General features: G+C 68.9%; 27 protein-coding genes. 11 read left to right on the top strand and 16 right to left on the bottom strand.

Annotated elements, in window-relative coordinates; genetic code table 11:
- Nucleotides 1–2: 2 nt before the first annotated feature.
- Nucleotides 3–965, bottom strand: coding sequence for a hypothetical protein (locus tag AC1DSA_RS02705; RefSeq protein WP_477885783.1), 963 nt, complete (start codon nucleotides 963–965; stop codon nucleotides 3–5).
- A 175-nt stretch (nucleotides 966–1,140) separates the two neighbouring features.
- Between AC1DSA_RS02705 and AC1DSA_RS02700 the strand changes: the two genes are divergently transcribed.
- Genes AC1DSA_RS02700 through AC1DSA_RS02690 form a run of 3 tightly spaced genes read left to right on the top strand, consistent with a single transcriptional unit; the run spans nucleotide 1,141 to nucleotide 3,867 of the window.
- Nucleotides 1,141–1,899: a response regulator gene (locus tag AC1DSA_RS02700; RefSeq protein ID WP_477885781.1), complete on the top strand. Its 759-nt coding sequence runs from the start codon at nucleotides 1,141–1,143 to the stop codon at nucleotides 1,897–1,899.
- Nucleotides 1,900–1,922: 23 nt separating this feature from the next.
- Entirely contained in the window at nucleotides 1,923–3,149 is a 1,227-nt protein-coding gene (locus AC1DSA_RS02695) for an FAD-dependent oxidoreductase (RefSeq protein ID WP_477885779.1), read from the top strand.
- Nucleotide 3,150: 1 nt separating this feature from the next.
- Entirely contained in the window at nucleotides 3,151–3,867 is a 717-nt protein-coding gene (locus AC1DSA_RS02690) for a hypothetical protein (RefSeq protein ID WP_477885777.1), read from the top strand.
- Between the two features lie 10 nt (nucleotides 3,868–3,877).
- Here AC1DSA_RS02690 and AC1DSA_RS02685 read toward each other — a convergent pair whose 3' ends face one another.
- Nucleotides 3,878–5,284, bottom strand: a complete 1,407-nt coding sequence (locus AC1DSA_RS02685; RefSeq protein WP_477885775.1) for an amidase — start codon at nucleotides 5,282–5,284, stop codon at nucleotides 3,878–3,880.
- Nucleotides 5,285–5,363: 79 nt separating this feature from the next.
- Between AC1DSA_RS02685 and AC1DSA_RS02680 the strand changes: the two genes are divergently transcribed.
- The 4 genes from AC1DSA_RS02680 (at nucleotide 5,364) to AC1DSA_RS02665 (ending at nucleotide 8,253) form a co-directional block, all read left to right on the top strand.
- Entirely contained in the window at nucleotides 5,364–6,023 is a 660-nt protein-coding gene (locus AC1DSA_RS02680) for an NUDIX hydrolase (RefSeq protein WP_477885773.1), read from the top strand.
- A gap of 94 nt (nucleotides 6,024–6,117) precedes the next feature.
- Complete coding sequence (locus AC1DSA_RS02675) at nucleotides 6,118–6,708, top strand: RNA polymerase sigma factor (protein ID WP_477885771.1); 591 nt, start codon at nucleotides 6,118–6,120, stop codon at nucleotides 6,706–6,708.
- Nucleotides 6,709–6,717: 9 nt separating this feature from the next.
- A complete protein-coding gene (locus tag AC1DSA_RS02670) occupies nucleotides 6,718–7,443 on the top strand; it encodes an anti-sigma factor (protein WP_477885769.1) in 726 nt (241 codons plus the stop codon).
- 87 nt (nucleotides 7,444–7,530) lie between these two features.
- Nucleotides 7,531–8,253 (top strand): c-type cytochrome, encoded by a 723-nt coding sequence (locus tag AC1DSA_RS02665; RefSeq protein WP_477885767.1) that lies wholly within the window; start codon nucleotides 7,531–7,533, stop codon nucleotides 8,251–8,253.
- Nucleotides 8,254–8,262: 9 nt separating this feature from the next.
- On the opposite strand, the gene AC1DSA_RS02660 is transcribed toward AC1DSA_RS02665, so the two are convergent.
- The 8 genes from AC1DSA_RS02660 to AC1DSA_RS02625 all read right to left on the bottom strand — a co-directional run bounded on the left by AC1DSA_RS02660 (nucleotide 8,263) and on the right by AC1DSA_RS02625 (nucleotide 13,441).
- The gene (locus tag AC1DSA_RS02660; RefSeq protein ID WP_477885765.1) at nucleotides 8,263–8,568 is read right to left on the bottom strand and encodes a hypothetical protein; all 306 of its coding nucleotides are present in this window, start codon (nucleotides 8,566–8,568) and stop codon (nucleotides 8,263–8,265) included.
- 80 nt (nucleotides 8,569–8,648) lie between these two features.
- Nucleotides 8,649–9,542 carry a reductase gene (locus tag AC1DSA_RS02655; protein WP_477885763.1) on the bottom strand — a complete coding sequence of 298 codons (894 nt, stop codon included), beginning with the start codon at nucleotides 9,540–9,542 and terminating at the stop codon, nucleotides 8,649–8,651.
- 57 nt (nucleotides 9,543–9,599) lie between these two features.
- Nucleotides 9,600–9,974 carry a nuclear transport factor 2 family protein gene (locus AC1DSA_RS02650; protein ID WP_477885761.1) on the bottom strand — a complete coding sequence of 125 codons (375 nt, stop codon included), beginning with the start codon at nucleotides 9,972–9,974 and terminating at the stop codon, nucleotides 9,600–9,602.
- Nucleotides 9,975–10,055: 81 nt separating this feature from the next.
- Nucleotides 10,056–11,390: an ATP-binding protein gene (locus tag AC1DSA_RS02645; RefSeq protein ID WP_477885759.1), complete on the bottom strand. Its 1,335-nt coding sequence runs from the start codon at nucleotides 11,388–11,390 to the stop codon at nucleotides 10,056–10,058.
- The gene (locus AC1DSA_RS02640) at nucleotides 11,387–12,058 is read right to left on the bottom strand and encodes a response regulator transcription factor (protein ID WP_477885757.1); all 672 of its coding nucleotides are present in this window, start codon (nucleotides 12,056–12,058) and stop codon (nucleotides 11,387–11,389) included. Before AC1DSA_RS02640 ends, AC1DSA_RS02645 begins: the two co-directional genes overlap by 4 nt.
- Nucleotides 12,059–12,068: 10 nt before the next feature.
- Nucleotides 12,069–12,308, bottom strand: a complete 240-nt coding sequence (locus tag AC1DSA_RS02635; RefSeq protein WP_477885755.1) for a PepSY domain-containing protein — start codon at nucleotides 12,306–12,308, stop codon at nucleotides 12,069–12,071.
- A gap of 13 nt (nucleotides 12,309–12,321) precedes the next feature.
- Nucleotides 12,322–12,864 carry a glycine zipper 2TM domain-containing protein gene (locus tag AC1DSA_RS02630; RefSeq protein ID WP_477885753.1) on the bottom strand — a complete coding sequence of 181 codons (543 nt, stop codon included), beginning with the start codon at nucleotides 12,862–12,864 and terminating at the stop codon, nucleotides 12,322–12,324.
- 94 nt (nucleotides 12,865–12,958) lie between these two features.
- Nucleotides 12,959–13,441, bottom strand: a complete 483-nt coding sequence (locus tag AC1DSA_RS02625) for a hypothetical protein (RefSeq protein ID WP_477885751.1) — start codon at nucleotides 13,439–13,441, stop codon at nucleotides 12,959–12,961.
- A 140-nt stretch (nucleotides 13,442–13,581) separates the two neighbouring features.
- Here AC1DSA_RS02625 and AC1DSA_RS02620 point away from each other — a divergent pair, with 140 nt between their 5' ends.
- Entirely contained in the window at nucleotides 13,582–13,959 is a 378-nt protein-coding gene (locus tag AC1DSA_RS02620; protein WP_477885749.1) for a DUF805 domain-containing protein, read from the top strand.
- 58 nt (nucleotides 13,960–14,017) lie between these two features.
- Here the strand turns inward: AC1DSA_RS02620 and AC1DSA_RS02615 are convergent, their stop codons facing one another.
- The 5 genes from AC1DSA_RS02615 to AC1DSA_RS02595 form a co-directional block, all read right to left on the bottom strand.
- Nucleotides 14,018–14,854 (bottom strand): spore coat protein U domain-containing protein, encoded by an 837-nt coding sequence (locus tag AC1DSA_RS02615; RefSeq protein WP_477885747.1) that lies wholly within the window; start codon nucleotides 14,852–14,854, stop codon nucleotides 14,018–14,020.
- Nucleotides 14,851–17,220 carry a fimbria/pilus outer membrane usher protein gene (locus tag AC1DSA_RS02610; protein WP_477885745.1) on the bottom strand — a complete coding sequence of 790 codons (2,370 nt, stop codon included), beginning with the start codon at nucleotides 17,218–17,220 and terminating at the stop codon, nucleotides 14,851–14,853. The genes AC1DSA_RS02615 and AC1DSA_RS02610 overlap by 4 nt, the downstream gene beginning before the upstream one ends.
- The gene (locus AC1DSA_RS02605) at nucleotides 17,217–17,939 is read right to left on the bottom strand and encodes a fimbrial biogenesis chaperone (RefSeq protein WP_477885743.1); all 723 of its coding nucleotides are present in this window, start codon (nucleotides 17,937–17,939) and stop codon (nucleotides 17,217–17,219) included. The genes AC1DSA_RS02610 and AC1DSA_RS02605 overlap by 4 nt, the downstream gene beginning before the upstream one ends.
- Nucleotides 17,940–17,977: 38 nt before the next feature.
- Nucleotides 17,978–18,448, bottom strand: coding sequence for a hypothetical protein (locus AC1DSA_RS02600; RefSeq protein WP_477885741.1), 471 nt, complete (start codon nucleotides 18,446–18,448; stop codon nucleotides 17,978–17,980).
- A gap of 63 nt (nucleotides 18,449–18,511) precedes the next feature.
- The gene (locus AC1DSA_RS02595; RefSeq protein WP_477885739.1) at nucleotides 18,512–19,030 is read right to left on the bottom strand and encodes a hypothetical protein; all 519 of its coding nucleotides are present in this window, start codon (nucleotides 19,028–19,030) and stop codon (nucleotides 18,512–18,514) included.
- Between the two features lie 306 nt (nucleotides 19,031–19,336).
- Between AC1DSA_RS02595 and AC1DSA_RS02590 the strand changes: the two genes are divergently transcribed.
- Together AC1DSA_RS02590 and AC1DSA_RS02585 are read left to right on the top strand one after the other, a co-directional pair.
- On the top strand, nucleotides 19,337–20,014 hold the full coding sequence (locus AC1DSA_RS02590) for a response regulator transcription factor (RefSeq protein ID WP_477885737.1): 678 nt from the start codon (nucleotides 19,337–19,339) through the stop codon (nucleotides 20,012–20,014).
- The gene (locus tag AC1DSA_RS02585; protein ID WP_477885735.1) at nucleotides 20,011–21,363 is read left to right on the top strand and encodes a sensor histidine kinase; all 1,353 of its coding nucleotides are present in this window, start codon (nucleotides 20,011–20,013) and stop codon (nucleotides 21,361–21,363) included. The genes AC1DSA_RS02590 and AC1DSA_RS02585 overlap by 4 nt, the downstream gene beginning before the upstream one ends.
- Nucleotides 21,364–21,520: 157 nt before the next feature.
- On the opposite strand, the gene AC1DSA_RS02580 is transcribed toward AC1DSA_RS02585, so the two are convergent.
- Entirely contained in the window at nucleotides 21,521–21,712 is a 192-nt protein-coding gene (locus tag AC1DSA_RS02580) for a hypothetical protein (RefSeq protein WP_477885733.1), read from the bottom strand.
- Nucleotides 21,713–21,871: 159 nt separating this feature from the next.
- Between AC1DSA_RS02580 and htpG the strand changes: the two genes are divergently transcribed.
- Nucleotides 21,872–23,782 (top strand): molecular chaperone HtpG, encoded by a 1,911-nt coding sequence (gene htpG, locus AC1DSA_RS02575; RefSeq protein WP_477885731.1) that lies wholly within the window; start codon nucleotides 21,872–21,874, stop codon nucleotides 23,780–23,782.
- Nucleotides 23,783–23,849: the final 67 nt, after the last annotated feature.

The raw sequence follows: 23,849 nt of genomic DNA, 5'->3' as shown, positions 1-23,849 counted from the left end.
CGTCAGGCCGCGAGCGGCATGTCGAACTGGTCCGGCACCGCGTACGCCAGCGGCGCGAGCGCTTCCTGCACGCGCCTGGCCTGGTCGTCGCTCAGCAGGCCGAACAGCACCTTGCGGAAGCGCGGCTCGAGGACTCCGGAGATGATGTACTGCCAGCGGTACGCCTTGAGCACGTGCCCGCCGATTTCCTGGCGCTGCGCGTCGTCGTACTTGCCGCTGGCGTGCGCCAGGAAGTACTCGGTGTCGGCGCCGGCCTGGGCCTGCAGGATGCCGTCCAGGGCGCCCACCAGCTCGATCAGTTCGCCGACGGCGGCATCGCGCTGCGGCTGCGCCAGCTGGGCGTCGGCGCGCAGGAATTCCAGTTCGTCCAGCATCGCGTGCTGCGCCTCTTCCTTCCAGTGGAACAGGTACACGTCCTTCCACAGGGGGCAGAGGTCGTCGCGCTGCTGGATGCTGGCGCGGAAGTGCGCCTGGGTGAACAGCTCGATGTCCAGCGTCAGCGCCAGCACGGCCCAGGTGCTCTTGGACAGCACCGCCTGCGCGACGTCGTTCGGCTCGGCGCCCGCGCGCCAGCCGCCGGGCATGCCCTCGGCCAGCATCGCGCCCAGGCGGCGGAACAGCTCCTGGTGCTTCAGCTCCTCGTCGGTCATGCGCACCAGCGCTTCCAGCGCGACCTGGTCACCCAGGGCGTGCGAGCCGCCGAGCTCCATGACCTTGGCGCCGATGAAGCGCTCGGCCAGGCCAAAGATGTAGGTGTAGCTGCGGCCCTGCACCTGGGACAGGAAGCGGCGGTCGGCCGGGGTCAGGAAGGCGATCTCCTCGACCAGGGACAGCCCGGCAGGCAGGAAGGTGCGGGTGTAGTCGAAGTTGCGCCCGCGGATCACGTCCTTGTCGATGTCCCAGCGCACGCGCCGGGAGGCTTCGATGAGCTGGCGATAGCGCTGGGTGGACGGGGAATGGGTCATGGCAGGCTCCTGGAAGATGCCGGTGGACCGGCGGGAGCTGCAGTGTCTGGAGCGCCGGTAACCCGGCTGCGTCCCGCGCCGCCGCCCGTGTTGTGGCTTTGTATTGCCGCCTGCGGTCGTGTTGCCGGCGTGTAACAGCGTCGCCCGGAGCCCGACCGCTCCTAAAATCCAGCGCATGCCGCAACCCGCCCGCCTGCTGGTCGTCGACGACGATGCGTCGGTGCGGGACATGCTGCGCGAATACATGGGCAGCCACGGTTTCACCGTGAGTGAAGCCGAGTCGGGCCCGCAGATGCGGGAAGTGCTGGACCGTGAGCTGCCCGACGTCGTCCTGCTGGACGTGCGCCTGCCGGGCGAAGACGGGCTGAGCCTCGCCCGCTTCCTGCGCGAGCGTTACGACGTCGGCATCATCATGGTCACCGCGTCGGGCGACGTGGTGGACCGGGTGGTGGGCCTGGAGGTCGGGGCGGACGACTACGTCGCCAAGCCTTTCGATCCGCGCGAACTGCTGGCGCGCATCAAGAGCGTGCTGCGGCGGATGCAGGCGAAGCCCGAACCCGTGCCGGCGGCCCCCGCCGTGGCGCCGTCGAGCGCCCCCGCACCGCTGTCGCCCATCGTCACGCGGCAGGCGGTCGGCCGCTGCAGCATCGACCTGGACGCGCGGCGCCTGTTCGACCAGGACGGCGGCGAGCTGCCGCTCACGGCCATGGAGTTCGACCTGCTCAAGGTCTTCCTGCTGAACCCGAACCGGGTGCTGTCGCGCGACCAGCTGCTGCTGAACACTCGCAATCGCGAGTGGGAGCCGTTCGACCGGTCCATCGACATCCGCATCGGACGCCTGCGCCGCAAGATCGAGCCGGATCCCGCGAGCGAGCCGCGCTTCATCCGCACGGTGCGCAACGCAGGCTACGTGTTCGTGCCGGACGGCCGCTGAGCGCAGGCGCCGACAGCGCTTCCATGGCGACTTCCGGGACCGATGTCGCGACGCAATGCTGCATCGCCGGCGGCGGGCCTGCCGGCCTCATGCTGGGCTACCTGCTCGCCCGCGCCGGCGTGCGCGTCGTGGTCCTGGAAAAACACGACGACTTCCTGCGCGATTTCCGCGGCGACACCATCCATCCTTCCACCCTCACGGTGCTGGACGACCTGGGCCTGCTGGACGAATTCCTGCAGCTACCGCACCAGGAAGTCACGGAACTGACCGGCGAGGTCTTCGGCCAGCTCGTGACGATTGCCGACTTCCGCCACGTGTCCGCCGCGCGCCAGGTCCTGGTGCTGGTGCCGCAGTGGGACTTCCTGGCCTTCCTCGCGCGCAAGGCGCAGGCCTATCCCCACTTCCAGCTGCGCATGGGATGCAGGGCCACCGAAGTGATCGAGGAGGGCGGCCGCATCGTCGGCGTGCGGGTGCAGGGGCAGGACGGCGTCGGCGAGATCCGCGCAGACCTCACGGTCGGTGCGGACGGCCGCCATGCCACGCTGCGCGAGAGCGCTGGCCTGGCCACCGTCGACACCGGGGCTCCCATCGACGTGCTCTGGTTTCGCCTGCCGCGCGACGCGGCGCGCCATCCTTCGCGCACCGGCGGCGTGATCCAGCCGGGTGCCATGCTGGTCGCGCTGAACCGCGACAGCTACTGGCAGTGCGCCTTCGTCATTCCCAAGGGCTCGCTGGAACCGCTGCAGGCCCAGGGCATCGCCGCCTTCCGTGCTCGGGTTGCGCACACTGCCCCGTTCCTCTCGGACGTGGTGGACCGCTTGCAGGGCTGGGACGACGTCAAGCTGCTGAGCGTGCAGGTCAACCACATGCCGCGGTGGTGGCGCGAGGGCCTGCTGTGCATCGGCGATGCGGCCCACGCCATGTCGCCCGTCGGCGGCGTCGGCATCAACCTGGCGATCCAGGACGCGGTCGCGGCCGCCAACCTGCTGGCGCGACCGCTGCGCGAAAGGACCCTGGCGAATTCGGACCTGCAGGCGGTGCAGCGCCGGCGCGAGTGGCCGGCGCGCGTGACGCAGCGCGCGCAGGTGGCCATCCAGAACAGCGTGCTGTCGCCCTTGCTCGCGCGCAGCGACGCGCCGGCATCGCCGCCGCTGGCAGTGCGCCTGCTGCAGCGCCTGCCGCTGCTGCGCCGCATCCCGGCCCGGCTGGTCGGCATCGGCGTGCGGCCGGAACGGGTACGCTTGCGCTGAAGTGCACCGTATCGCCATCGCATCCTGTTCGCGCGCTCGCCGCGCCCTCTTGGTCGCAGTGCTCGCGGGCGCCGGCGTCGCCCACGCGCAGTCCATTCCGGACACCACCGTGGAGCGGCAGGGCGACGCGATCGTGTTCCGAGGGCGCATCGACGATGCATCCGCCACGACGTTCCTGCAGTTGCTGCAGGATCCCGGCGTGCGGCGCCTGGTCATCACTTCGCCGGGCGGCCTGGTGATCCCCGCGCTGGACATGGCCGAGGCCATGGCCGCGCGCGGCGTGGACGTGGAGGTTCCCGAAGCGTGCTTCTCGTCCTGCGCCAACTACGTCTTCCTGGCCGGCCGGCGCAAGCTGCTCGGGGGACCCGGGGCGGTTGGCTGGCACGGCAACATGACGCACATCCTGCACCTGCAGCACACCGGCGAAGGCCGGTGGACGCGGCCGGAAATCGCCGCCGCGCACGTGCTGGCGCGGCGCGAGTCAGCATTCTTCCAGCGCATCGGCGTGGACGGATTCGTCTGCTGGTTCGCGAAACTGCCGCCCTACGGCGTGGAGGACTTCTATGCGCTGACGCCGCAGGACATGGCGGTCTTCGGCATCCGCGACGTCAGCGTGCGCCCCGGCGGCATCCCGCCGTACGCGCCACCCGGCGTGCAGATGGTGAACGTGGACCGGGCGGGGCTGGAGGGGATCCGGCCCGTGGTGCCGCTGGAGTGAGCGCCGGTCGCTAGTCCATCCGCGGCAGGCGGATCGGATGCAGCCGCTCCAGTGCGGCCGCCACCCGGAAGATCTCCGGCTCGCCATCCCTGGCCCCCACGATCTGCAGGCCGATAGGCAGTCCCGCCGCGTCCGTGCCCACCGGATACGAGGCCGCGGGGTGCCCCGTGAGATTGAACGGATAGGTGAAGTAAGACCAGTCGACCGCATTGCGGCCCTCGTGCCCGGCGGGTACGTCCACGCCCACGGGTGGCGCGGTGACCGGCATCGTGGGGGTCAGCAGGACGTCCACGCGGCGGAACAGGGCTTCGGCTTCGGCCACTGCGTGTGCGCGCATCGCCTCGGCCTGCGTGTCGTCGAGTGCCCCGGCGTCTTGCTGCTGTGCCACGGCCGCGCGCAGCGCCGGGTTCACCAGTTCCATGCGTTGCGGCGTGGCCGCCAGTTCCGCTAGCCGCCGGGCGATGCGGCCGTAGAACATCCGGTTCCACGCCGGTGCGGGATCGCGCGCGAAGGGCGATGCGACCTCCTGCACCTGCGCGGCCTGGCGTGCGAGCGAGAACGCCGCCTCGCGGCAGCGTGCGAGCACCTCGGGGTCGACGTGCCCCCAGCCGAACGAGCCACACCAGCCGATGCGCAGTCCGGCGATGCCTTGCGTCAAGCTGGCCAGGAAGTCCGGTGCGGCCGCCGTCACCGCATGCACGTCCCGCGGATCGGGGCCCGCGATCACCGACAGCAGCAGGGCGGCGTCGCGCACCGTGCAGGTGATGGGGCCCACGTGCGCCAACGCGGGGGTGGCGGCCGGCGGCCACACCGGCACGCGGCCGTACCGCGCCTTGATGCCGAACAGGCCGCAGAAGCTCGCGGGGATGCGGATCGATCCGCCTCCGTCCGTGCCCAGCGCGACGGGCACGAGGCCGGCGGCGACGCCCGCCGCAGCACCCGAACTGGAGCCGCCCGGCGTGTGGTCCAGGTTCCAGGGGTTGTGCGTGGTGCCCGTGAGCGGCGAGTCGCCGACGGCCTTGGAGCCGAGCTCGCTGGTGGTGGACTTGCCGACGATGCACGCGCCCGCAGCCCGCAGCCGCTCCACGGAAGGGGCGTCGTTCGCCGCGATGTGGTCGGCCAGCAGCCGCGATCCGAAAGTCTGGCGCACCCCGCCGACGGCGATCAGGTCCTTCACGCTGACCGGCACGCCCGCCAGCGGGCCCGGGTCCCGGCCGGCCGCCACCAGCGCGTCCACGCGCTGCGCGGCAGCCATGGCGTCTTCTCCCGTCACCGTGACGAAGCTGCGCACGCGCGGCTCCAGCCGCTCGATGCGGTCCAGGCAGGCGCGCACCACGTCGGTGGCGCGGACGGAACCCGCGCGCACGGCGGCGGCGATTTCCGCCGCGCTGGCCTGCGCTCCCTTGCTCGCTTCCATGGCATCTCCCGAGTGGACAGGGCATCGATGATCGCAGGGCCGCGCCGGCCGTGCCGGCGCGGGTGCCAGAATGCCTCCCATGCTGCTGGATGCGAACCTGCGCGCACGCGTGCGCGACCACCTGCAGGCCTTGCCGGTGCGGCGCGCCCCGCACGGGCCGCACCATGCGGCCGCCGTCACCGTGGCGCTGGTCGAGGAGGGCACCGGCGCCGGCGTGCGGGGGATTCCCGAGCCGGTCGGCTGGAGCCAGCGTGCCGCCCTGCTGCTCACGCGGCGGGCGACCACGCTGCGCCGGCATGCCGGACAGTGGGCGCTGCCTGGCGGGCGGATCGACGAGGGCGAGTCGCCGGAAGCGGCGGCCTTGCGCGAGTTGCAGGAAGAGGTGGGCCTGTGCATCGCACCCGACCAGGTGCTGGGAACGCTGGACGACTACGTCACCCGGTCCGGCTTCGTCATCACGCCGGTCGTGGTGTGGGGCGGCGCGGCATCCAGCCTCGTGCCGAATGCGCTCGAGGTGGCGAGCGTGCACCGCATCCCTGTCGCCGAATTCATGCGCAGTGATGCGCCGGTGCTGGAGCCCTCGGAGGATCCGGGACGGCAGATCCTGCGCATGCCGGTGGGCGGCTCGTGGATCGCCGCACCCACGGCGGCCGTGCTGTACCAGTTCCGCGAAGTCTGCATCGCCGGCCGGCTGACTCGCGTCGACCACTTCGACCAGCCGCTGTTCGCGCGCCGCTGACATGCCTTCGAACGGACCGCACGCGGCCTGCCCAATCCCCCGGTGCGCCGCGGGCTTTGAATCCAAACGGCGCGGGCTCGCGTAGCTTAGGGACATGGACTCACCGAACGATCCGCAACTCATCGCCCTCCTGGACCGGATGGCCACGGCGTCCTTGCCCTTCGCGGAGCGGGAGCAGGCCTTCCATGCCTTGTACGACCTCACGGCCGGCAAGCTGTTCGGACTGGCGCTGCGCGTGGTGCGGAACCGGGACTGGGCCGAAGACGTGCTGCAGGAGGCCTACCTCCATGCCTGGCGCGTGGCCGACACCTACCGCAGCGCGCTGAGTCCGCCGCTGGCCTGGCTGGGCATGATCGTGCGCAGCCGCGCGCTCGACTTCCTGCGGCGCCGGAACAGTGAGCGCGCCGACGCGGCCATCGAGATCGACGGCGTGATCGAGGAAACCGTGGCCGGCGATTCCCCCAACCCCATGGACACCCAGCAGGCCAGCGAGGCGGCCTGGGCCTTGCATGAATGCCTGCGCAAGCTGGAGGCGCGCCAGCGTGAAGTCGTCAGCCTGGCCTACCTGCGCGACCTGAGCCACAGCGAACTCGCCACCCTGCTGCATTTGCCGCTGGGCACGGTCAAGACCTGGATCCGGCGCGGCCTGGACCAGCTGCGCGGCTGCATGTCGCGGTTCGCCTGAGGAAGCGCCATGGACCTGACCCGCAACCCCGAACTGGCCGACCGGCTGGCCGCCGCTTATGCGCTGGGTTCCCTGCGCGGCGCTGCCCGCCGGCGCTTCGAGAGCCAGGCGCGGCAGAGCCCGCAGCTGCGCGCGCTCGCGCTTGTCTGGCAGGAGCGCATGTCGGCGATGACCGAGCTGCAGCCGCTGCAGGCGCCCTCTCCCAACGTCTGGAAGCGGATCGCCATCGCCCTGCGCCAGGAGGAAGAAGCGCGCCGCGCCGCGCTGGCGCACGTGGCGCGGGGAGGTGCCGGCTTTTGGCGGGCAGCGGCGCTGGTCGGCGGATTCGCGGCCGTCGTCGCCTTCACGCTGGCGGCCTACACCGGCGCCCAGCTCACGCAGCTGAGCGCGACGCCGGAGATCCGCTACGTGGCGATGCTGGAGGACGCGCAATCGGCGCCGGCGATGCTGGTGACTTTCGACGCGAAGCACGGAACCCTCACCCTGAAGCGGCTGGGCGACTTCCGCGAGCAGGCCGATCGTTCGCTGCAGCTCTGGGCCCTGCCTGCCGGCGCGGCGCCCCAGTCCCTCGGCGTGGTGGAAGGCGGCGGTGTGATCCGGCTGCCTGCAGCCGAGGGGCAGTTGCGCCAGGTGCCGGCCCTGGCCATCAGCCTGGAGCCCAAGGGCGGCGTGCCGCTGGGAAGCGGCCCCACGGGACCGGTGTTGTTCAAGGGCCCCTTCGTTCCCACGACTTAAGTCCGGGGCGGCGCTGGCGTCGCGCCGGATCAGCTCGGCCTTGATGTATCTCAATGCAACTAATGTGTGTCGATGCATCATGAATCCATGAAGACTTCGAACCTCTTGCGGATGTCCTTCCTGCTGGTCCTGGGCATCGCCACCACCGGCCTCCGGGCCCAGTCGCCTGCCGGCAGCGACGTCGCCAGTCCGCCTGCGGCCAGTCCCGCCAGCGCCGCTGCGTCCAACCCCCTGCTGGTGCTGCCGCAATGGGCCCAGGACAAGGTGCTCGCCGCGCGGCAGGACCGCAAGATGCAGGACCAGGCGTACAAGCTGGGCGCCAAGCTGGCCCCGTTCTGCGCGAACTGCCATGGACCGGCCGGTCACAGCGTGCTGCCCGTAGTGCCCAACCTCGCTGCGCAGAACACGGTGTACGTGCTGAACCAGCTGAACAAATTCCATGACGGCCGCCGCCGCGGCAACTTCTTCATGGAAGGCCTCGTGCGCGGCATGTCCAACGAAGAGCGTTTCGGGCTCGCCGTGTACTACACCGACCAGGAGCCGGCGAACTTCAAGGTGAACGATCCGGTGCTCGCCGAAAAGGGCCGCGTTCTGTACGAGGACGGGTGCAAGCGCTGTCACGGCGAGTCCGGTGGAGGCAGCGAGCGCAACTCCCGCATCGCGGGCCAGCATCCCGACTACCTGAACATGAGCATCAAGCGCTACCGCGAGAACAAGGACCGCTCGGAGGCGCGCATGTTCAAGGCGACCCGGGCGCTCACCGACGACGAGATCAAGGCGCTGTCGGCCTACATCGGATCGCTGCGCTGAACGCACCGCTCAAGGACGGCGCTTGCGTTCCACCGCGGCGAAGGGATCGTCGTCCTCGATGGTCCCGAAGCGGGACTCGCGGACCTGCACGCGGGCCGCGGGGTCCATCGAAGCGAACTGGCTGTCCAGCGCCGTCATGGAGTCTTCCCATGCGCTCCAGTCCGCCTGCGTGTTGCCTTCCGCCACCACGTGCGGCAAGGGTTCGGTCGGCTCGAAATCCGGGGGCCTCTGTCGGGCTTTCGGCGGACGTCGGGCCTCGGCGGCGGGCGCTTCGGACGGCACCTCGGAACCCCGCCTCCTGAACCACTTGAACATCGGATGCCCTCCATGGTGCAGACCCTGTGCGACGCTCGCAGGGGTCCGCGGGCCCCATTCTCGCGGCGCGCCGACGGGCGTCAAGGGGCTTGAGCGTCCCGCTTCGCCTGCAGCTTCGCGGCATCGAACTCCTGCCGCAGGCGCGCCAGTTCCCCGGGGTCGACCCGATCGGGATTGCAGTAATCGAGCTTCCAGTCGGACGACGCGCTCCACCGCTGCGGCGACTGCAGCGTCGTGCGGGGCGCGGTCGCCGTCTCCAGCAACTCCAGCGCGAGCGCCAGCGTCGCCTGCTGCGATGCGGGATCGTGCGGCTTGCCGGCCGCATTGCCCAGGGGAAAGTCGGAGAACAGCAAGCGCGCAACGCCGGCGTGCTCCACGATGTCCCGGGCGCAACCCAGGACCACCGTCGCGATGCCCGCGGATTCCAGCGCGCGGGCGGTGAGCGACAGGGTCTGGTGGCATACCGGGCAATTGGGCACGAGCAGCGCCGCGTCGACGCCATCCTCGCGGCAGCGCTCCAGCACGAGCGGGATGTCGACGTCCATCGTGTGGCGCTGGCTGCGGTTGGTCGGCATGCCGTGGAAGCGGGCCGCGAGGCGAAAGCGCCCTTGCTGCGCCCACTGGCGCATCAGCGGCAAGGGAAACCAGCTGTCGCTGTCCGCCATCGAGGTGTGCTTGCGGTCGATCGCGACGTGCGCGATGCGCAGGTCATGGTCGTACGCCGTGTCGCCGGCGTAGGGGGTGAAGAATTTCGCCGCCGCGTTGTACGGCGCGCCAGGCCCTTGCGGACCTTTGTCCGGCTGGTAGGGGGCCGCCGTGGTGACCAGCGTCACGACGCATTCGGCCAGCGGCTTGGGCAGCGGCTGGAAAGGCACGGTGTCGAAGTGCGCGTAACGGTACGGGTTGCCGTAGCCGAGGGCCAGGTACCAGGCGCGCGTGCGCTCCATGTAGGGGATGGGATCGTCCGTCGCCATGGCTTGCTCCTGCGCTGCATGGTACGCGCGACTTCGACGCCGCGCCCGGGGGCTGTCTCAGGTGCTCGCCGCCGGCTGTGCACCGAAGAAGCCGATCACGCGGCAGATGCGCCCATCGACATCGAGCTCCATGAGGTCGAGGCCTTCCAGCACGGGCTGGCCGTCGGGGCTCACCAGCTGCCAGCCGTAGCGAAGGAACTCGTGGTGCGCATCCACGGCGGTGTGGCGCACGAAGCGGTGGCCGGGGAATTGCTGCAGCAGCAGGCCACCCTGTTCGGCGATGCCCGCATGGCCTGCGCTTTGCAACGGCGGGTCCACCAGGCGCCCGCCGGGATGCCAGAGGCGCCGGACCGCTTCGATGCGCTTGCCGGCATCGGGTTCGCAGTAGGCCGAAAGATGTTGGTCGACGAGAAGTTGGGCCGTGGCTGGCATGGGACCTCCTGGGTTGAAGAGGACCGCATCGTGCCGCTGCCGCTGCGTGCAGGCCATGACCCCGGAGGTCAAGCCCATGGGTCACGCGACGGGCAGCACGATCTCCACCAGCGCCCCGCCCAGCGGGCTGCGCGACAGTTTCAGTTCTCCCTGGTGACTGGCCACGAGGTCGTTCACGACGGCGAGGCCGACGCCATGGCCCGGGACGCGCTCGTCGCCGCGCACGTGGATCTGCAGGACGGACTCGGTGTCGGAAAAGCCGGGCCCGTCGTCCTCCACGCGCAGCAGCAAGCGGCCGCCGTCGCGCCATGCGCGCGCGTTCACGCGCGACCTGGCCCACTTGGCGGCGTTGTCCATCAGGTTGCCCAGGATCTCGAACACGTCGCCCTCGTCGATGCGCCAGGTCAGGTCGGGCTGGCATTCGGTCGTGATCGCGAGGCCCTTCTCGGCATGGACTTTCACCAGCGCATCGCGCACCCGGTCGAGAATCGGCGAGACCAGTACCGGCGGCGCGAAGCGCGTCGCCCCGCCGGCGCCGGCGCGGCCCAGCTGGTGCTGCACGATGTCGTCCATGCGCGCCACCTGCTGTTCCACGGCGGATGGCAGCTGCGCGGGCTCGTGGAGCGCATTGCGCAGCACCGCCAGCGGCGTCTTGAGGCTGTGCGCCAAGAAGCTGAGGGCCTCCTTGTAGCGGCCCTGGCGCACGCGTTCCTGCTGGATCAGCGTGTTGAGGTTGTCGGTGAGCGGCAGGATCTCGTCGGGATAGCGGCCCTCGATGCGCTGCTGCTCGCCGCTTTCGACGCGGGCAATCTCGCTCGCCACGCGGCGCAACGGCGACAGGCCCCAGCGCAGCAGCACCGTCTGCGCCAGCAGCAGCAGGATGCCCGCGCCGCCCAGCCACAGCCACAGCGTGCGCGCGAACACCGCGATCTCGCGGTCGAATTCGGAGCGGTCCTCCAGCACCGACAGCACCAGCGGCGCTGCGCTCTTGCCCGTCGCCCAGTTCACGCCATAGCTGACGGCCAGGTAGGACTGGTCCTTGCCATCGATGGTGTCGTTGCGCCACTCGCCCGTCTGCACCCCGTCGATGCGAAAGGGTGGATTGGCGCCGAGGCTGGAGGCCGAACGCCATTGCTCGCGGCGCGAGACGTCGTAGATGCTCGCGTACAGGCCCGACTGCGGCAGCGTCAGGCGCGGCTCGGCGAAGGCGGGTGGCATCAGCAGCGCACCCGTGTCGTCCAGCTCCGCGCGGGCGAGCAGCAGGTAGACCGTGCTTTGCAGGCGGCCGAAATGCACCGCGCGCACGCTGTCGGCGTGGGCGCGCTGCACCGCGAATCCGGCGCCCGCCATGAAGGCCACCAGCACCAGGGCGGCACCGAGGAAAAGACGTGCCCGGATCGAATAGCCGGACGTCATCCCAGGGTGAAGCGGTAACCCCGGCCGCGCACCGTCTCGATGGGTGCAAGCTGGCCCTCGGGGTCCAGCTTGCGGCGCAGCCGCCCGATCAGCACCTCGAGCACATTGCTGTCGCGGTCCTCACCATGCGGGTAGAGATAGTCCGCCAGTTCCTGCTTGGGCACCACGCGCGCGCGTTCGCGCACGAGGAATTCGAGCAGCCGGTATTCGAACGCGGTGAGCTCCAGCGCCTCGCCCTCCAGCTTCACGGACTGGGCCGAGAAATCGAGGCTGATGGGGCCGAAGCTCACCACCTCGCTGGCCGCCTTCATCGAGCGGCGCAGCAGCGCCTTCACGCGCGCGGCGAGTTCGGGGTACTCGAAGGGCTTCGTGACGTAGTCGTCCGCGCCCGCTTCGAGGCCGCTCACCTTGTCCTGCCAGCTGCCGCGGGCCGTGAGGATCAGCAGCGGCATGGTGCGGCCTTCGGCGCGCAGCCGCTGCACGATCGTCAGTCCATTGAGCTTGGGCAGGCCCAGGTCGACGATGGCGAGATCGAAGGGGTACTCGCGGGCAAGGAAGAGGCCTTCCTCGCCGTCCTTGGCCTGGTCGACGCGGTAGCCCTCGTTTTCCAGCTGGCGCGCCAGCCCGAGCCGCAGCGCCGCGTCGTCTTCGACCAACAGCAGGCGCATCGCTGCGGCCCTATTGGGCGCGGCCGGTTGCCACGTCCACCAGCACCACGCGGACGTCGCCGCGCGGAGTGACCACCTTGACGCGCCAGACGGCTCGGCCGCCGGCGTCGGAGCGTTCCACCGCGAGCACCCGTCCGCCCGTCTCGCGCTGGGCCACGGCCGCGGCATCGTCACGACTGACGTCGGCCCAGGCGGGGAGCCCGGCCATCGCCAGCAACACGGCGCACAAGAGGGGGCGGATAGTGTTCACGAAGGGTTCTTTCTCACTGGGGACGATGGTACTCCCGCTCATCCAGCGGAGTGACGGACACGCGCACGGGCATCGTGCGGCCCGGCTCTTCGCGGGTGAGGGTGGTGTACTGCTGGCCGTGGTATTCGTAGGTCACGCGGTAGCCGGTCAGGCGCTGCTGCACGTCGTTCACGGTGCGGCAGCTGCGCACTTCGCGCGGCTGGTTCACGTAGGCCTGCGGCTGGCTGTTGGCGATGCGGTCGCCGGCGATGGCGCCGATCACGGCGCCGGCCGCGGTGGCGGCTTCGCGGCCGTGGCCCTTGCCGACCTGGTTGCCCAGGAGGCCGCCGGCCACGCCGCCGATGATGACGCCGCCATAGCCGCCGCCATAGCCGCCGCCGCTGCCCGCGACCGGTTGCGGCTCGTTGACGATCTGGCTCGCGCATTCCTGGCGCGGCACCTGCACCGATTCGTACTGCGGCTCCACGTTCTGCACGCGGGCGCGGTCCACGAAGCTCTGGGCCTGGACGGCCACGGCGCCGGTGGCGAGAAGGGCGAGAAGGGCGACACGTTTCATTGAAAGACTCCTGAGGTTCGTTGTAGGAAGAAGCTTAGGCGGGCCTGCGTGAACGCTTGCTGAACGAACGTAACGCCGGTTCCGCTTTTGCCGATTACCAACGGTCGTAGCCGGGACCGTCCTGGCCGTAGGGCCCCTGGGGGTACACCGAGAAAGTCCAGGTCCGGCGTGCCGTGTTGCCGGCGCGGTCGCTCACCACCAGCTGCGCCCAGTGGTGGCCGGGCAGCAGGTCTTCCGCGTAGCGCAGCTCCCCGTTGTTCAGCCGCGCGCGGCCGGTGACGTCACGCCCGTCGACACTCAGCGACACGGCGGCGACGCCGCTTTCGTCATCCTGGAAGTGAGCCAGGATCCGCGTCCAACCGCGGGTCGTGATGGTCGCGTCCGCGTCCGGCGTCACGTCGAAGATGCGCGGGGCGCGCCGATCGCCGCGCAGGTCGTGCTGGACACCCCAGCCATGGCCGCGGTCGTAGGCCCCGTCGCGGTGCTCGGCGGCGGCCGGCCCGGCCGCGAACATCGTGCCGAGCGGAACGAGCAGCATCGCGGCGGCGGCCAGCTTGGAACGGAGAGTGGCTTGCATGATTCACCTCGCACGGTGGGTTGATGTGCAGTGAGTTTGCGGGCACCCGCGTGAACGCACGCTGAACGGAAAGCAGATATCCGCTTGCGTTGGCGAGCGCGGTCCGTATCATTGCGGCGCCTGACCAAGGAGGTGGGAACATGGACTTCAAGCAATCCATCCTGCGCTGCGTACGGGACAAGTACGCGGACTTCAACGGCCGCGCCGGCCGGCCGGAATTCTGGTGGTTCGCCCTGTTCTGCTTTCTCGTCGCGGCCGTGTTCAACGTGCTGCGGCTGGAGATGATCGGCATGCTGGCCAACCTGGCCTTGTTGCTTCCCTCGCTCGCCGTGGGCGCGCGTCGCCTGCACGACATGGGCAAGAGCGGCTGGTTCCAGCTGGTGTGGCTGATCCCCTTCATCGGCTGGGCCGTGATGATCTACTGGCTGGTGCAGCCGAGTGTCGCCGGCTCGAACGAGTACGGGGACGCCGCCGCACAGCCGGGGAGCGCGCCGGCGCTGCCTCCCGGGGCGGTCTGACGCCTGCGCAAAGCGACGGGTCCGGGAATTGACCCGTCCTGGTACGGGAGACCCGCGTTCAATAACTGATCGTGAGGGTGTGCGTCCGGGTGGCGGTGCAGTTCGACGTGGCGCAAGCGCCGGCCTGGCCGGCCGGAATCGTCGCGGTGACCGAATAGGTCTGCACGGCGCCGGTGCCGGTCGCGGAGCTGCCGTTCAAACCCAGCGTGTAGCGCAGGCCGCTGAGCACGCCCTCCGTGACATCGGTCGCGATGGTGTAGGGCATGCCGCCTGTGCAGTTCAGGCCGAAGCTGGTGCTCTGCGAAGCCTGTCCGCCGAAAGCGGTGTACGCCAGGTTGATGCTGCCGGGTCGCGAAACCACGGTGCACAGCGCAGGCGCATAAATGGAAACGGGGATCGTTCCGAACAGCGTGTTCGTTCCGTAGGTCATCGTCATGGCGATGGAGTCGGTGTAGGTCCCCGTCGACGGCGCCGTTTGCGAAGTGACCATGCAGCCCCAGTAGGTGGTCTGCTTGGTGAGGGTCCCCGTCGCGCCGTTGCTCCAGCTCATGGAGTCGGTGATCGAACGCGGGTTCTTCCAGGCCGTGCTGCAGGCCGAATTCGTGAACACGTCGTAGCGCAGCGTCGCGCCGCCCAGTGAGGCGCGGTTGTTCACGCCGTTGGGATTGGTGCCGTTGTTCACCGCGATGTCGTAGGTGACGCTTGCCGGATCGGTCACGCTCGTGCGCGTGCAGCTCACCGTGAAGAAGGTCTGGACGCTGGTGGTCGAGTTGTTCACGTAGCTGATCGTCACGCCCGGCGTGGTGATGCTGGTGCAGGTGATGGCCGCGTGCGCGGCCGGTCCGGCGACCAGCAGAACCAGCCAGAGCAGAAACGTGGACCACGGTGCCTTCATCGGACCCTCCGGCAGGTCACGGGACCGACGCGCAGGACGTCGTCGTTCGCGGCGGGCGGCAGCGGCAGCGAGAACGTGCAACGTCCCTCGCGCCAGCGCACCAGCATCTCGTTCTGTGCCTGCAGGCCGGTCACGAAGGCTTCACCCCGACGGCCCACGAACATTTCTTCCTTGTCGCCCCGGATCTGCACGACCGCTCCGGCAGGCACGGGTTCGCCGTCTTCCTGGTGGATCTTGACCAGTGCGGCCCGGCCGCTGCGCACGGGGAACACGACTTTCACCGCGCTGCGCCACGACGGAACCACCTGCTGCTCGATCGAATCGAGCTCGGCGCTGATCGGCAGGTCGCTGGCCTGCAGCCGGACCTGGTTGCTCTGGTACGGGCTCAGGTAAGGCACGAAGGCGATGCCGGCGGAGTCCGTGACGGCCGTCGGCGTGGACCCGAGGCCGACGCCCACGCCCGGATAGCCCTTGAGTTCCACCACCGCGAAGCTTTCGTCCAGCCGGCGCGTGAAGAAGGCGCGGCCGGCGGCGAGCGCCATGCCACCCGAAGCTCCGACGCGCAGCGAGTTCTGCGAAGGGGAGGCGCTCAGGTCGGTGTAGACGCGCCCGTAGCGGCCCGTGTAGTCGAGGCCCGCCTCGGCGTGGGCCTCGTTGTTCAACTGGCCTCCGAGCACGCGCCAGCCGATGTCGTTGGCGTCGGTGGCGAACTGCGCGACGCTCGCATACGCGTCGTGGGACTTGCCATGGCTGCTGACCGACGCCGACGCGAACCGCTGGTTCTCCAGGGGGATCTGCAGCGTCACACCGAAGGAGGTACCGCCGAACGGACCGACCACCTTGCTCACGTTGGCGTTGACGGTGATGTTCTCCCGGAAACGGTAGCCGTAGTTCATGCTGTAGGTGGTGACGGTGGGCCCGTCGTACCGGTCCAGGCGTGCGTACCCCACTGCCACGGAAGAACGCCCGAACTGCTGGGTGGCGTTGGCGGCGAACTGCTGGCGGGTCGGGAACTGCGCCAGCTCCATGCCGAGTTCGCGGTAGCGTGACGACGCCGCCTGCCATTGCGCGCTCACTGCCGTGCGCACCCATTGCCGTTCGACACCCAACAGCCAAAAGTCGCCGTCGCCGATTCGTTCGTCGCGGCTGCGCACGTAGGTGGCGCGACCGAGGAAGTCGGCTGGCAGCGCCGCGATCGCACCCGCACCCAGGTTGGAATGGTGCTGTGTCCACTCGCCGCGGCCTTCCAGCGTCAGGCGATCGGAAACGCCGCGCCGCCAGGTGCCGCTGGCGAAGCGGTGACCATAGTCGGCATCGGTGAGGCCGAGGTTCTCGCGGACCGCGCCCGCCTCGAAGCTCCAGTCGTTGAGCCCCGGCGCCAGCAACTGCACGCTGGTAAAGAAGGGCTGGGCGATCACCACTTCGCGGCCCAGCACGTCGCGAACGACGATGCGGGTTTCGCCGCTGCCCGTGAGTCCGAGGCTGTTGTCGATCACGAAAGGCCCGGTGGGCACTTGCGAGACCTTGCGCAGCACGTCGTTGACGTACAGCTCCACCGTGGAGGGCGCGGCCGAGATGCCGGCCAGCAACGGCAGCGGCTGCGTGAGGAAGCCGGGTGTGAGAGCGTAGTTGGTTCCCAGCTGGATGCCGCCGAAATACACGTTGCGGCCCCACAGGCCCATCCGCGTCGATGCATCGCCCAGTCGCAACGTGAGGTTCTTGTCCGGCAGGTTGCGGGTATAGGTCGACTCGAGGCGCAACCATTCCTTCGGTTGCCCCTGGACCCCGCCGGTGAGGTTGCGCGCCACCTCGCTGGTGGTGACCACGCCCCAGTCGTTGGACGCGCCCAGCTCCAGCAGCGCTCCGAAATCGCGGACCGTCCGGGCGCCGCGGGTCGAGGAGTTCTGGTAGCTCAGGTCGTAGTTGAAGAACACGCTCGGCAACACGGGGCTGGGTTTGGGGGTCTGCGACTCCGTGTCAAGCGTGAGCCGGGTCCCCGAAAACGCCTCCGGCGCGAAGGTGAGTTCCACCGACAAGGTGGTGTAGTTCACGCGGGCGTTGAAGCCGGGCAGCACCGCCAGCGGAAAGAAGTCGGCACCACGCACGCGGATCGCCTGGGCGTTGGCGGGCATGCGCAGGCGCCATTCCTCGATGGCTTCGGGGCTGACGTACAACGCGCCGGCGCGTTCCACGAAGGGCCAGGCGCCGGCCTTGGCGCCGTTGACGGTCGCCTCCAGCGGAATGATGCGGTCCTGGATTGCCGGCCCCGCGGGTGTATCGGGCCGCGTGTTCTGGGCGAATGTTCCGGTCGCAAGGGCCTGCATCAGTACAGCCGCGATGAACGTGCAGACCCTGCCCCGGCTCATTCTGGCAAGGTGGCGTCGAAGGACTGGAGGGTGCCGTCGTCCAGGGCAACCTGCAGCTTGATCTTGCCGGCGGGAATCTTCCCCTCGGCGCGTTTGATGTCGAAGGAACGCTTGACGGTGGGCAGCAGGTAGCCGCCGGTGTCGCGCGCGGCCAGCTTGGCCCCCTTCTCGTCCAGGACTTCCAGCGCGCGAATCTGGGTATAGGCCGTGCCCGCGTTGTTGCACAGCGCGCGCACCGTGTCCGGTCCCGCGCGCTCCGCGCCGCACTGCAGGTCCCGCTTGACGCCCGGCGGGGTGATGAACACGGGCAGCGAAAACGCCAGTGCGACCTGGAGCTGGATCTGCGCATTGGAGCGCGCCTCGGGGACCTCCCGCATGATGAGCCGGTAGGTTTGCTGTTCACCACCCGGCGGCGGCGTGAGCCGCGCCAGGCGGACCACCTGGCGCGCCCGCGGGGCGAGCTTGATGATGGGAGGCGTGAGGATCAGGTCTTCGGTCAGGACCAGGTCGTCCGAGCCGTCCGCCTTCTGCTTCCACGTATACAGGTCCGCCTGCATCACCACTTCCTCGTCGCTTTCGTTGGTGACCGTGACCGCCACGGCGCGGTCCTTGGGCGTCATGAAGATGCGAACGGGGGTGATGGTGAACTGGGCGGCGCTGGCAGGCAGCGTGCACAAGGCGACGGCGGCGAGGACAACCGATCGGTGATAAAGCTTCATCGCGGGTCTCGTAGTGAGTGCCAGCTCAACAGCTTAACTCACCAGGTCACCGTCATCTCAACGTATTCCACGCCGCCCGCCGCGATGATGCGGGAGGAATACTCACCCCACGCATAGAAGCTCTCCTCACCCACTTCCACCAGCGCGCCCGCCACCCTCATGCGTGTGTCCGGCAACCGAAAGCGCAGGGCGTCCTGAGCGCCGCGCGCGCTGGAACCCGCGGTCCTGATCGAGGGCGGAGTTCCGGGCAGGAAAGACGGCGTGATCGCCGCGGGCGCAGGACCAGGCGCCGACTGCCCGGTGGGCACGGGGCCGCATTGCACCAGGGGGACACCGCTGCCGACGCTTGCGGTGCAACTGGTGGGAGCGGGCACGTAGTTGATGGTCACGTTGAACGAAGCGCTCGCCTGGCCGGCGAGCGCGGGCGCGCCCGGAACGCTGGCGGCCAGCGCAATCGCCAGGACGGCGCCATGCAGCTGGCGGGCGAACGGGCGGTGAGGACGGTCCATGGAGCACATGATGCAGCTTGCTTCGTCGGCCGGACAGCGGAGTTCCAGCCGGCGCATGCGCGATCAGTAAGTGATGGTCAGCGTGCGGGTCTGGGTCCCGCTGCCGCTGGTGTTGTCACCGGCCTGGTCGGCTGCGATGTCCACGCTCAATCCGATCGTGTACAGGTCCGCCGTGCCGTCGCTGCCGCCCGTACCGTTGGCGCCCGCGGTCGCGGACGATCCGGCCTGCGACTTGGAGGTCGCGCCGCTGATGGTGTAGCGAATGCCCTTGATCACGCCTTCGGCCGTCACGGGGCTGTTCAGCGCCACGGCGCTGGAACCGGTCTGGACACCGCCGGGGGTGTTGTCGAAGGAGAACGTGGGGGTCAGCCCGCGCGAGCACTTGAACACGGTCGAGCCGGACTTCGACTGCGCGGGACCGAAGGCCGTATAGGTGAAGGAGTAATCGAGCGAAGCGGTCTGAACCGAGCAGCCAGCGGTGAAGTTGACGGTCACGTCGAACGTGTCCTGCGCCGTGCCTGCGGCTTGTGCGCCAGCACTTGCAAAAAGGATCGCAGCAGCGATGAGGTTCAGCTTTTTCATACCCAATGACTCCTTGCCTTGTTGAACATCTGGTGAGGCGCCTTAGGCAACCTCCCTACCGATGCTTAGGAATGTAGAGCTACGAGAAACGTTTTGCAATACTTAAAGTCAATCAAATCAATAGCTTAGGAAAGTCTGACGGAGTGACTCGCGATGTTTGTCACAATTAGCCGGGTCTGGTCCGCGGGTGCCGGGATGAAAGGCTCTTCGCGGGAGACCGGCGGAGCTGCGGAAAAGCGACGGCTCGTCTAACACCGGTCTAAGAGAGCTGGCCTAAGCTTCGGAGCCTGGGCAGGAGGTCCCCGGATGCGAGTGCTGCTGGTCGAAGACGACGAAATGATCGGGCACAGCCTGCGCGACGCGCTGTCCGCGCAGGGCTGGTCGGTCGACTGGGTCAAGGACGGCCTGCTGGCGCAGAGCGCCTGGGCCGACGGTGACTACGCCTGCGTGCTGCTGGACCTCGGACTTCCGAAGCGGGACGGCGTCGAGGTGCTGCGGCACGCTCGCGGCCGCGGCGATGCGACGCCCGTACTGGTGCTCACCGCGCGCGACGGCGTCGACGACCGGGTGGAAGGCCTGGACCTGGGCGCCGACGACTATCTGCTCAAGCCTTACGAGATGCGCGAGCTGCTGGCGCGCATGCGGGCGGTGATCCGCCGCCGCGACGGCAGCGCCCACTCGATGATCGGAAATGCGATGGTGCAGCTTGACCTCACCACCCGCGAGGTGCTGGTCGAAGGAGAGCGGTCGCAGCTTTCCGCGCGGGAGTTTGCGTTGCTGCATGCCTTGCTGGAACGACCCGGTGCCATCCTGTCGCGCGAACAGCTGGAGAACCGCATCTATGGCTGGGGCGAAGAGGTGAGCAGCAACGCGGTGGATGTCCTGATCCACGGCATGCGTCGCAAGCTGGGACCCGACACCATCCGCAACGTGCGCGGCCTCGGCTGGCGGGTGGCCGGCGGCGGCGCGGGAGCAGAGACGTGAAATGGCATGTCTTTCCCAATGGGCCGATGTGCTCGATCCGCCGGGCGATGATGCTGTGGCTGGTGCCGCTGTTCCTGGCGGTCGGAACCATGGCGGCGGTCATCTCGTACTGGTCGTTCTCGCGCATGGTCAACACGTTCATGGACGAACAGATGCAGCAGCTGGCCACGGCACTCGCGGACAACCAGACGATCCAGCCCATGCCGCTGGACGCCGAGCGGGTGCTCAAGTGGGGCGCCTACGTGGTGCAGACCTATGACCCGACCGGCGTGAAGAAGGTCACCTCCTGGCCCGACCTGACCCTCGGCCTCCAATCCACGGCCGGCTTCCATGACGTGGAGCACGAGGGCCGGGGCTGGCGGGTCTACACGCTGCCCGCCTACCAGCCGGGCAGCCATGCCGTGCAGGTGCTGCAGAGCGATGGCTTCCGCGCCAAGCTCGCCGCGGAACGCGCCGGTGCGGCCGTCGCACCGATCCTGCTGTTGCTGCCGCTGTCGATGTTCGCGCTCTGGGTGGTTGCGCGCGCGATGTCGCGGGCCTTGCAGGACATCGCCCGGCAGGCGGCGGGACAGGACGAGCACACCATCTCGGAGCTCGCGGTGAAGAACATCCCGAGCGAGATCGCGCCGATGGTGAGTTCGTTCAACAGCCTGCTGCGGCGCCTGCGCGACGCCTTCGCGACGCAGCGCCGTTTCGTTCAGGACGCGGCCCACGAGCTGCGCACGCCCATCGCCGCCATCGGCCTGCAGATGGAGAACATGCGCCACGACATGAACTGTCCCGCCGCGGAAGACCGCTTCGCGCAGCTGGAGTCCGGTGTCCGGCGCGCGCAGCGTCTCGTCGACCAGTTGCTCCGGCTGTCGCGCCAGGAAGCTGCCGGCGCGGACGGGCCAGCCATCGTCGACCTGCGCACGCAGCTGCGAGAGAGCATGAACACGCTGATCGGCCTGGCCGACCAGCGCAACATCGACCTGGGGTTCGTGGGCGCGGACGGCGGCGGCACGCCGATCACGATGCATTGCGCTTCGGGGGATCTTCGCAGCCTGCTCGACAACCTGATCGAGAACGCCCTGCGCTACACGCCCGAAGGCGGCGTGGTGGACGTGCGCCTGCTGCAGGAGCAGGGCCGCGTCGCCGTGGAAGTCGTGGACACCGGTCCGGGCATTCCGCAGGAGCTGCTGCCGCGCGTGTTCGATCGGTTCTTCCGCGTGCCGGGCAACGGCGCCAACGGCAGCGGCCTGGGGCTCGCAATCGCGAAGGCGTCCGCGCAGCGCGCAGGCCTGTTGCTCACGCTGCGCAATCGTGAAGACCGCAGCGGCCTGATCGCGCGCATCGAGCCCGCCGCGTGAGCTGCGCCGCAGGCGAACGTCGGTGCGCGGGTCGTCGCGCGCAGGCGGTCGATGGTCCTCCCGGGCAAGATGTCTTCGGGTCAACCGAGCTTCCGAGCCAGGCTGCGACCAAATAGAAAAGGGCTGCCATGCAGCCCTTCTTCATTGGCGGTGGAGGTCAGAGCGTGATCGACAGCACCACCGGCTCCGTGTCCGGAACCTTGACGTGGAGGGTGGGGCCGGAGTGGGGTAGCAGGGGGCCCTCCACCCAGCCAGGTAGGGGCGTCGGCGCCAGCGTCAACGTGTGCGCGTCGTCTTCGACCCGGTTCGCGGTGTCGGCCCAGGTCGCGGTAGGCAGCTCGATCCTCATGGGGTGAGACTGTAACGACGCGTTGCACGGCTCCGGTGCCGCTCGGCGCCGATACTCGGCGGCATCGTCGAATAGTTCACGCGCCAGTGCAGTAGCATCGGTCGCCTTGAAATGTTCACGGGCCGCCCCTAGCTCGTGAGCGCGATCCCCCACAAAGCCATGAGCCAGAAACAGACCCTCTCCTTCCAGGCCGAGGTTGCGCAGCTGCTGCACCTCGTCACCCACTCGCTCTACTCCAACAAGGAGATCTTCCTGCGGGAGCTGATCTCCAATGCCTCGGATGCCTGCGACAAGCTGCGTTTCGAGGCGCTGCACCATTCCGAGCTGTACGAAGACGCACCCACGCTGGAAATTCGCGTGAGCTTCGACAAGGATGCCCGCACGCTCACCGTTTCCGACAACGGCATCGGACTGTCCGAGCAGGAAGCCATCGAGAACCTCGGCACGATTGCCAAGAGCGGCACGCGCGAATTCATGAGCAAGCTGTCCGGCGACCAGAAGGCGGACGCGCAGCTCATCGGCCAGTTCGGCGTGGGCTTCTACTCGGGCTTCATCGTCGCCGACCGCATCACGGTGGAGTCCCGCCGCGCCGGCCTGAAGCCGGAAGAAGGCGTCCGCTGGACCAGCGCCGGCGCCGGCGATTTCGAGGTGGAGTCCCTCACCCGTGCGCAGCGCGGCACCAGCGTGACCCTGCATCTGCGCGACGACGCGCTCGACTACCTGTCGTCCTGGAAGCTGAAATCGATCGTCGGCAGGTACTCCGACCACATCGCGCTGCCCATCCTGATGCGCAAGGAGGAATGGAAGGAAGGCGAGGACGGCAAGCCCGGGGACCACGTGCTGGCCGACGAGTGGGAGACGGTGAACCAGGCGACGGCGCTGTGGGCGCGGGCGAGGAAGGACATCACGCCCGAGCAGTACCGCGAGTTCTACAAGTCCGTCAGCCACGACCACCAGGACCCGCTGGCCTGGAGCCACAACCGGGTGGAAGGCAGCACGGAGTACACGCAGCTGCTGTACGTTCCCGCGCACGCGCCCTTCGACCTGTGGAATCGCGACAAGGCGGCGGGTGTCCGCCTCTACGTACGGCGTGTCTTCATCATGGACGAGGCCGAAGCGCTGATGCCGGCCTACCTGCGCTTCATGAAGGGCGTGGTGGACTCCGCTGACCTGCCGCTGAACGTGAGCCGCGAACTGCTGCAGGAAAGCCGCGACGTCAAGGCGATCCGCGAAGGCAACACGCGGCGCGTGCTCGCGATGCTGGAAGACCTGGCGAAAGCCGAGAAGGATGAGGCCGCGAGTGCCGAGGACAAAGGCAAATACGCGACCTTCTATTCCGAATTCGGCGCGGTGCTCAAGGAAGGCCTGGGCGAGGACTTCGGCAACCGTGAACGGATCGCCAGGCTGCTGCGCTTCGCGTCGACGGCCAGCGACACCAGCAGCGTGTCCCTGGCCGACTACAAGGCCCGCATGAAGGAAGGTCAGGACGCGATCTACTACGTCACCGGCGAGACGCAGGCCGCCGCCGCCCACAGCCCGCAGCTGGAGATCTTCCGCAAGAAGGGCATCGAAGTGCTGTACATGACGGACCGCGTGGACGAATGGGCGCTGTCGCACCTGCCCGAATTCGACGGCATGCCGCTGCAGTCTGTCGCCAAGGGCCAGGTGGACTTGGGCAAGCTGCAGGACGAGGCCGAGAAGAAGGCGGCGGAGGACGCCGCCGAATCCTTCAAGCCGGTGCTGGCCAGGTTGAAGGAAGCCCTCAAGGACAAGGCGGAAGACGTGCGCGTCACCACGCGGCTGGTCGATTCACCGGCTTGCCTGGTCGTGACCGAAGGCGGCATGAGCCTGCAACTGGCCCGGCTGCTCAAGCAGGCGGGGCAGAAGGCGCCGGAGGTCAAGCCGGTGCTGGAGGTGAATGCCTCGCACCCGCTGGTGCAGAAGCTGGAAGGCTCGCCCAACTTCCATGACCTGGCGCACATCCTGTTCGACCAGGCGCTGCTGGCCGAGGGCGGGCTTCCGGAGGACCCTGCGGCCTATGTGAAGCGGGTGAACGCGCTGCTGGCCTGATCGGGCGACTTCCCAGGCGCGGCGTGCGGCAAGGGCGTCCGCTGTGGCGCGCGCAGGGACGCGCCGC

This window comes from Ramlibacter sp. P4_H7, from assembly GCF_056400765.1.
This window is presented reverse-complemented; position numbering and strand designations above follow the sequence as displayed.

Bases quoted from the DNA above. Each gene is read 5' to 3' on its own strand.
- AC1DSA_RS02705 (WP_477885783.1), bottom strand. From the start codon at position 965: ATGACCCATTCCCCGTCCACCCAGCGCTATCGCCAGCTCATCGAAGCC.
- AC1DSA_RS02700 (WP_477885781.1), top strand. From the start codon at position 1,141: ATGCCGCAACCCGCCCGCCTGCTGGTCGTCGACGACGATGCGTCGGTG.
- AC1DSA_RS02695 (WP_477885779.1), top strand. From the start codon at position 1,923: ATGGCGACTTCCGGGACCGATGTCGCGACGCAATGCTGCATCGCCGGC.
- AC1DSA_RS02685 (WP_477885775.1), bottom strand. From the start codon at position 5,284: ATGGAAGCGAGCAAGGGAGCGCAGGCCAGCGCGGCGGAAATCGCCGCC.
- AC1DSA_RS02680 (WP_477885773.1), top strand. From the start codon at position 5,364: ATGCTGCTGGATGCGAACCTGCGCGCACGCGTGCGCGACCACCTGCAG.
- AC1DSA_RS02675 (WP_477885771.1), top strand. From the start codon at position 6,118: ATGGACTCACCGAACGATCCGCAACTCATCGCCCTCCTGGACCGGATG.
- AC1DSA_RS02670 (WP_477885769.1), top strand. From the start codon at position 6,718: ATGGACCTGACCCGCAACCCCGAACTGGCCGACCGGCTGGCCGCCGCT.
- AC1DSA_RS02665 (WP_477885767.1), top strand. From the start codon at position 7,531: ATGAAGACTTCGAACCTCTTGCGGATGTCCTTCCTGCTGGTCCTGGGC.
- AC1DSA_RS02660 (WP_477885765.1), bottom strand. From the start codon at position 8,568: ATGTTCAAGTGGTTCAGGAGGCGGGGTTCCGAGGTGCCGTCCGAAGCG.
- AC1DSA_RS02655 (WP_477885763.1), bottom strand. From the start codon at position 9,542: ATGGCGACGGACGATCCCATCCCCTACATGGAGCGCACGCGCGCCTGG.
- AC1DSA_RS02650 (WP_477885761.1), bottom strand. From the start codon at position 9,974: ATGCCAGCCACGGCCCAACTTCTCGTCGACCAACATCTTTCGGCCTAC.
- AC1DSA_RS02645 (WP_477885759.1), bottom strand. From the start codon at position 11,390: ATGACGTCCGGCTATTCGATCCGGGCACGTCTTTTCCTCGGTGCCGCC.
- AC1DSA_RS02640 (WP_477885757.1), bottom strand. From the start codon at position 12,058: ATGCGCCTGCTGTTGGTCGAAGACGACGCGGCGCTGCGGCTCGGGCTG.
- AC1DSA_RS02630 (WP_477885753.1), bottom strand. From the start codon at position 12,864: ATGAAACGTGTCGCCCTTCTCGCCCTTCTCGCCACCGGCGCCGTGGCC.
- AC1DSA_RS02625 (WP_477885751.1), bottom strand. From the start codon at position 13,441: ATGCAAGCCACTCTCCGTTCCAAGCTGGCCGCCGCCGCGATGCTGCTC.
- AC1DSA_RS02620 (WP_477885749.1), top strand. From the start codon at position 13,582: ATGGACTTCAAGCAATCCATCCTGCGCTGCGTACGGGACAAGTACGCG.
- AC1DSA_RS02615 (WP_477885747.1), bottom strand. From the start codon at position 14,854: ATGAAGGCACCGTGGTCCACGTTTCTGCTCTGGCTGGTTCTGCTGGTC.
- AC1DSA_RS02610 (WP_477885745.1), bottom strand. From the start codon at position 17,220: ATGAGCCGGGGCAGGGTCTGCACGTTCATCGCGGCTGTACTGATGCAG.
- AC1DSA_RS02605 (WP_477885743.1), bottom strand. From the start codon at position 17,939: ATGAAGCTTTATCACCGATCGGTTGTCCTCGCCGCCGTCGCCTTGTGC.
- AC1DSA_RS02600 (WP_477885741.1), bottom strand. From the start codon at position 18,448: ATGGACCGTCCTCACCGCCCGTTCGCCCGCCAGCTGCATGGCGCCGTC.
- AC1DSA_RS02595 (WP_477885739.1), bottom strand. From the start codon at position 19,030: ATGAAAAAGCTGAACCTCATCGCTGCTGCGATCCTTTTTGCAAGTGCT.
- AC1DSA_RS02590 (WP_477885737.1), top strand. From the start codon at position 19,337: ATGCGAGTGCTGCTGGTCGAAGACGACGAAATGATCGGGCACAGCCTG.
- AC1DSA_RS02580 (WP_477885733.1), bottom strand. From the start codon at position 21,712: ATGAGGATCGAGCTGCCTACCGCGACCTGGGCCGACACCGCGAACCGG.
- htpG (WP_477885731.1), top strand. From the start codon at position 21,872: ATGAGCCAGAAACAGACCCTCTCCTTCCAGGCCGAGGTTGCGCAGCTG.